The 4,974-nt window shown below is 52.2% G+C and carries 8 protein-coding genes; 1 reads left to right on the top strand and 7 read right to left on the bottom strand.

The genetic code is table 11. From position 1 onward, the window contains the following. Positions 1 to 118 precede the first annotated feature (118 nt). Positions 119 to 856 carry a heparan-alpha-glucosaminide N-acetyltransferase gene (locus PFRI_RS03965; RefSeq protein ID WP_072629448.1) on the bottom strand — a complete coding sequence of 246 codons (738 nt, stop codon included), beginning with the start codon at positions 854 to 856 and terminating at the stop codon, positions 119 to 121. Between the two features lie 119 nt (positions 857 to 975). Between PFRI_RS03965 and PFRI_RS03960 the strand changes: the two genes are divergently transcribed. Next, entirely contained in the window at positions 976 to 1,746 is a 771-nt protein-coding gene (locus PFRI_RS03960) for a MipA/OmpV family protein (protein WP_072629447.1), read from the top strand. A 155-nt stretch (positions 1,747 to 1,901) separates the two neighbouring features. Here the strand turns inward: PFRI_RS03960 and rplP are convergent, their stop codons facing one another. From rplP to PFRI_RS21950, 6 genes are all read right to left on the bottom strand, one after another. Further along, positions 1,902 to 2,315: a 50S ribosomal protein L16 gene (rplP, locus tag PFRI_RS03955; RefSeq protein WP_072629446.1), complete on the bottom strand. Its 414-nt coding sequence runs from the start codon at positions 2,313 to 2,315 to the stop codon at positions 1,902 to 1,904. A 12-nt stretch (positions 2,316 to 2,327) separates the two neighbouring features. Beyond that, the gene (rpsC, locus tag PFRI_RS03950; RefSeq protein WP_072629445.1) at positions 2,328 to 3,035 is read right to left on the bottom strand and encodes a 30S ribosomal protein S3; all 708 of its coding nucleotides are present in this window, start codon (positions 3,033 to 3,035) and stop codon (positions 2,328 to 2,330) included. Further along, complete coding sequence (gene rplV / locus PFRI_RS03945) at positions 3,035 to 3,415, bottom strand: 50S ribosomal protein L22 (RefSeq protein WP_072629444.1); 381 nt, start codon at positions 3,413 to 3,415, stop codon at positions 3,035 to 3,037. The genes rpsC and rplV overlap by 1 nt, the downstream gene beginning before the upstream one ends. A gap of 3 nt (positions 3,416 to 3,418) precedes the next feature. Continuing rightward, complete coding sequence (gene rpsS / locus PFRI_RS03940) at positions 3,419 to 3,697, bottom strand: 30S ribosomal protein S19 (RefSeq protein WP_072629443.1); 279 nt, start codon at positions 3,695 to 3,697, stop codon at positions 3,419 to 3,421. A gap of 3 nt (positions 3,698 to 3,700) precedes the next feature. Then, the gene (gene rplB / locus PFRI_RS03935) at positions 3,701 to 4,543 is read right to left on the bottom strand and encodes a 50S ribosomal protein L2 (RefSeq protein WP_072629442.1); all 843 of its coding nucleotides are present in this window, start codon (positions 4,541 to 4,543) and stop codon (positions 3,701 to 3,703) included. A gap of 204 nt (positions 4,544 to 4,747) precedes the next feature. Next, entirely contained in the window at positions 4,748 to 4,939 is a 192-nt protein-coding gene (locus tag PFRI_RS21950; RefSeq protein ID WP_425439442.1) for a HEPN domain-containing protein, read from the bottom strand. Positions 4,940 to 4,974: the final 35 nt, after the last annotated feature.

The raw sequence follows: 4,974 nt of genomic DNA, 5'->3' as shown, positions 1-4,974 counted from the left end.
TCAGACAATTTCCGCGTCATAACCCATGAAAAAATTCGGGTTTTGGGGTAGCAGCGGTATAGATCATATCATCTTGAGTTTCTAGGACCAGTCACAGCCACGTGAGCGAGGCTTTGCGTTATCCCAACAACCATCGTGCAAAGAAGACGCATCCAAACAGGACGGGCTGGTGGATGAGATAGATCGACAATGTGTGTTGACCGGGCCAGGACAAAAGCTTTGCCACGCGCGTGTCGGGATTGATCATGTTGGCGAGCCCTGCCCATAAATCGAACTTTGTCACAGCTTGCGCCGCACTCATTCCCAACAAAAACGCGCCCAACCAGGGGATTATAGGTACATAATCGACCATCGGAGGTAAAGCTGTGCTTGTTTGGCCAAGCCACAGCCAGTGAGTTCCACCAAACATCGGCCAAGTGCCAAAATGCGGGTAAGTGAGCACAACAGCGCCGATGATGGTATTCACCCAAAAAGGCGTTCGCAAGAACAGAAGGCCAAGCAGGCTTGCTGCAAACATATGGTGTAAAATGCCAAACCGTACAAAAGCGTCCCCCATCGCGACATAAGTCCCAAGCGTCACCGCAAGCGCCCCTACCCCAATCATCGCAAGACGGCGCAAATATTTTCGCGGCGCGATGGGCCCATTTCGAGCAGCAAGAACGAGGCTGAACCCGGATAAAAACAGAAAACTGCCTGCGATGCCTTGCGCAAATAGCCGCCACTCCATGCTGGCCATTGTGCCACGCGGTGCGAAACCGAAAAGTTCCAAATCATAGGTGAAGTGAAAGATTGCCATTGCAACTATCGCGACTGTGCGCGCAATATCGATCACGGCAAATCGCTGAACAAGCATCATGATGAAGCGCTTTCATCCAAGTTCCAAAGCGAGAAGCGCAAATACATCTATTGATCCAAACCTTGTCGCACCGCGTAAGTTTAATGATAGCGACAAAATATTAATAAGAAAGCTCCGCCATGTACAAGACCTCCCTCTCCGGCGGCCTATTCGCAGCATTTGTGAGCATACCTGTCATTTCTCAAGCACAAGCGACACTCGGTGCTGGCTTGATCGCAGTGCCACAATTTGAAGGCAGCTCTGACTATCGGATAATGGCTGTACCGAGCTTGTCTTTCAGCAATGAGAAAATCTCTGTGCGTACCGTCGGTCCTGGAATTGAAATGGATCTGTTGTCTTCGCGCGCAGTCGATGTCGGGCCAATTCTGCGATACAATTTTGGGCGCGAAGATAGCAACATTGACAATGCTCAAGTGAGCGCGTTGCCCGATATCGCGGCGGGCATCGAGTTTGGTGGATATGCACAGGTCAATTTCCCTGTTGGTGGCTTCAAGACCTTCCTGTCCCCGCGTGTGTCCGCAGTTCAGGGTGTCCAAGGTGGCGCGAGTGGGACGCAGTTTGAAGCAAGTCTCGGGCTTTTGCGTTTGCAAGGCGATTGGACTTTGGGTGCGCGTGCGGCCACGACTTATGCGGATGGCCAATATATGAATACAAATTTTGGTGTTGGTGCAGGAAGAGCGTCTGGCCTTGCCGCGTTTAACGCAAGTGCAGGTATTAAAGATGCCGGATTGTCCGTTTTCGCCAACTATAAGATCAATGATCGCGTGTCTTTGACCGGTGTTGCTGGCTACAAAGTGCTAATGGGGGATGCAGCAAGCAGTCCGATTGTCAGCGTGGCGGGTCAAAAAGAGCAAATGTTTTTGAGCTTGAGTGTTGGTTTTAATTTCTAGCCGGTTTTCGAATTTTCTAGAAAATTCGCGGGCACGCCGCATCAGATCCACCATTATATACAACAAAAAGCCCCTACTGATTTACTCAGCAGGGGCTTTTCTATTTTTACAGATTGATCAACGAATTTTCTATAAAATTCGAGACCCGCCCAGATTTACCAGTCTTCGCGAACAACGATGCGTGTTTTCACAGCCAACTTCATTGCTGCAAGGCGAAGCGCCTCACGTGCGACGTCGTCGTTTACACCGTCAATCTCGAACATGATACGACCCGGTTTGACCTTGGCAGCCCAAAAATCAACAGAACCTTTACCCTTACCCATACGAACTTCGGTAGGCTTGGAGGTCACTGGTGTGTCTGGGAAAATACGGATCCAGACACGGCCTTGACGTTTCATGTGACGCGTCATGGCACGACGAGCCGCTTCGATCTGGCGAGCAGTTACACGCTCGGGCGTCGTGGCCTTAAGGCCATACGTTCCGAAGTTCAGATCAGATCCGCCTTTTGCCAGACCGGAGATCCGGCCTTTGTGCATTTTGCGGAATTTGGTACGTTTTGGTTGAAGCATTTAATCTCTCCCTTAGCGACGACCGCCAGCACCACGAGGTGCAGGGCCATCTTGGAGTTCTTGTGCTTTACGGTCACGTGCCTGTGGATCGTGTTCCATGATCTCGCCTTTGAAGATCCAGGTTTTGATCCCGATAATGCCATAAGCAGTCTCGGCCTCAACGTGAGCGTAATCGATATCGGCGCGCAGCGTGTGCAATGGCACGCGGCCTTCACGATACCATTCAGTACGCGCGATCTCTGCGCCGCCAAGACGGCCAGCAACATTCACACGAATACCAAGGGCACCCATACGCATTGCGTTCTGAACGGCACGCTTCATAGCGCGACGGAAAGAAACACGACGCTCAAGCTGCTGCGAGATGCTCTCACCGACAAGCTGGGCGTCCAGCTCTGGCTTGCGCACTTCAACGATGTTCAGGTGCAATTCGCTATCAGTGATTTTGGCAAGCTTCTTGCGCAGCGTCTCGATGTCCGCGCCTTTCTTACCAATGATAACACCCGGGCGCGCTGTGTGGATCGTAACACGGCACTTCTTGTGTGGGCGTTCGATGATCACACGGGCGATACCCGCTTGCTTGCACTCTTTTGCGACGAATGCGCGGATTGCGAGGTCTTCCAGAAGAAGGTTCCCGTAATCTTTGCTATCTGCATACCAGCGGCTATCCCATGTACGGTTAACCTGAAGGCGCATGCCGATTGGATTGGTTTTATTACCCATTAGCTTTGCTCCTCGATCTGGCGGACCAGAATGGTGATTTCGCTGAACGGCTTGATGATCTTGCCGAAACGACCACGGGCACGTGGACGTCCACGCTTCATGGTGAGGTTCTTACCGACATAGGCTTCCGCCACGATCAGCTCGTCCACATCAAGGTTGTGGTTGTTTTCAGCATTCGCGATTGCAGACTGCAAACACTTGCGAACATCAGCTGCGATCCGCTTCTTGGAGAACGCGAGGTCCGTCAATGCACGATCTACCTTTTTGCCACGGATAAGACCGGCAACCAGGTTCAGCTTTTGCGGGGAAGTACGGAGCATGCGCAGTTTTGCCATTGCTTCGTTGTCTGCCACGCGGCGGGGATTTTTATCCTTGCTCATGGCTTACTTCCGCTTCGCTTTTTTGTCAGCCGCGTGACCGTAATAGGTACGAGTTGGTGAATACTCACCGAACTTCTGACCAATCATGTCTTCCGTGACGTTGACTGTGATATGTTTATGGCCGTTGTAGACACCAAACGTCAGTCCAACGAACTGAGGCAGGATTGTCGAACGACGCGACCAAATCTTGATAACTTCATTGCGACCGCTTTCGCGAGACGCTTCGGCCTTTTTGAGGACATATGCGTCAACAAAAGGACCTTTCCAAACAGAGCGAGACATAGATTAGCGTCCCTTCTTCTTGGCGTGGCGCGAGCGGATGATCAGCTTTTGCGACGCTAGTTTTTTGTTACGCGTACGCGCACCCTTTGTCGGCTTACCCCAAGGAGTAACCGGGTGACGACCACCAGACGTACGACCTTCACCACCACCGTGTGGGTGATCGACCGGGTTCATAACGACACCACGAACACTTGGGCGAACACCCTTGTGACGCATGCGGCCCGCTTTACCGTAGTTCTGGTTGGAGTTGTCGGGGTTGGATACCGCGCCAACTGTCGCCATGCACTCTTGGCGCACAAGACGTAGCTCGCCAGAGCTAAGGCGGATCTGAGCGTAACCACCGTCACGACCTACGAACTGTGCGTAGGTACCTGCGGAACGTGCGATCTGACCACCCTTGCCGGGCTTCAATTCGATGTTGTGGATAATCGTACCGATAGGCATGCCGGAAAATGGCATTGCGTTACCTGGTTTGATATCTGCCTTGGCCGATGCAATAACCTTGTCGCCAATCGCTACGCGCTGTGGGGCAAGGATATACGCCTGCTCGCCGTCATCATATTTGATGAGCGCGATAAAGGCTGTACGGTTAGGGTCATATTCGATGCGTTCGATTGTTGCGACAACGTCAAATTTGTTGCGGCGAAAATCAACGATCCGGTAGAGGCGTTTTGCCCCGCCACCGCGACGGCGTGATGTAATTCGTCCGGTATTGTTCCGGCCGCCTGATTTGCTCAAACCCTCAGTGAGGGATTTGACAGGACGTCCTTTCCAAAGCTCCGAACGGTCGATCAGCACCAGCCCGCGCTGGCCCGGCGTCGTCGGCTTATACGACTTGAGTGCCATGCTTTCTGTCTTCCGTTTTAGCTCGCAGGGCTTAGAGTAGGTGCCCCGCTACGATTAAAGCCCCCCGTAGGTGGCCTGTGTTTTAGGCCCCCGTAGGTGCCCGATTATCAGATCGCCCGATGTTTTGAGCGAACAACAGCAAAGCCCCAGACGAATCTGGGGCTGTGATGTTGGTGTGCTGATAGGGGGTTGCTGAAACAATGTCTACCCCTGCTCAAAGGCTTCTACAAATGTTCGAACGACATACTGAGCAACCCGATGTGTTTGATAAACTTCGCCAAATGTTGTCACAGCAGTACGCTCATGCGCGTAGTCATTTCGCCACTGAAACAGGTTATTGTAGTTGGTTGAAAGATTCGTACGAAATCGGCGCTCAACTGAAGTGGTCCTACTAATTCGGACAGGTTTGTGGCTCAGCTAAGATGTAATCG

This window comes from Planktotalea frisia, from assembly GCF_001890925.1.
Classification (GTDB): domain Bacteria; phylum Pseudomonadota; class Alphaproteobacteria; order Rhodobacterales; family Rhodobacteraceae; genus Planktotalea; species Planktotalea frisia.
The sequence above is the reverse complement of the archived record's forward strand: the minus strand, read 5'-3'. Positions and strand labels throughout refer to the sequence as shown.

Bases quoted from the DNA above. Each gene is read 5' to 3' on its own strand.
- PFRI_RS03965 (WP_072629448.1), bottom strand. From the start codon at position 856: ATGATGCTTGTTCAGCGATTTGCCGTGATCGATATTGCGCGCACAGTC.
- PFRI_RS03960 (WP_072629447.1), top strand. From the start codon at position 976: ATGTACAAGACCTCCCTCTCCGGCGGCCTATTCGCAGCATTTGTGAGC.
- rplP (WP_072629446.1), bottom strand. From the start codon at position 2,315: ATGCTTCAACCAAAACGTACCAAATTCCGCAAAATGCACAAAGGCCGG.
- rpsC (WP_072629445.1), bottom strand. From the start codon at position 3,035: ATGGGTAATAAAACCAATCCAATCGGCATGCGCCTTCAGGTTAACCGT.
- rplV (WP_072629444.1), bottom strand. From the start codon at position 3,415: ATGAGCAAGGATAAAAATCCCCGCCGCGTGGCAGACAACGAAGCAATG.
- rpsS (WP_072629443.1), bottom strand. From the start codon at position 3,697: ATGTCTCGCTCTGTTTGGAAAGGTCCTTTTGTTGACGCATATGTCCTC.
- rplB (WP_072629442.1), bottom strand. From the start codon at position 4,543: ATGGCACTCAAGTCGTATAAGCCGACGACGCCGGGCCAGCGCGGGCTG.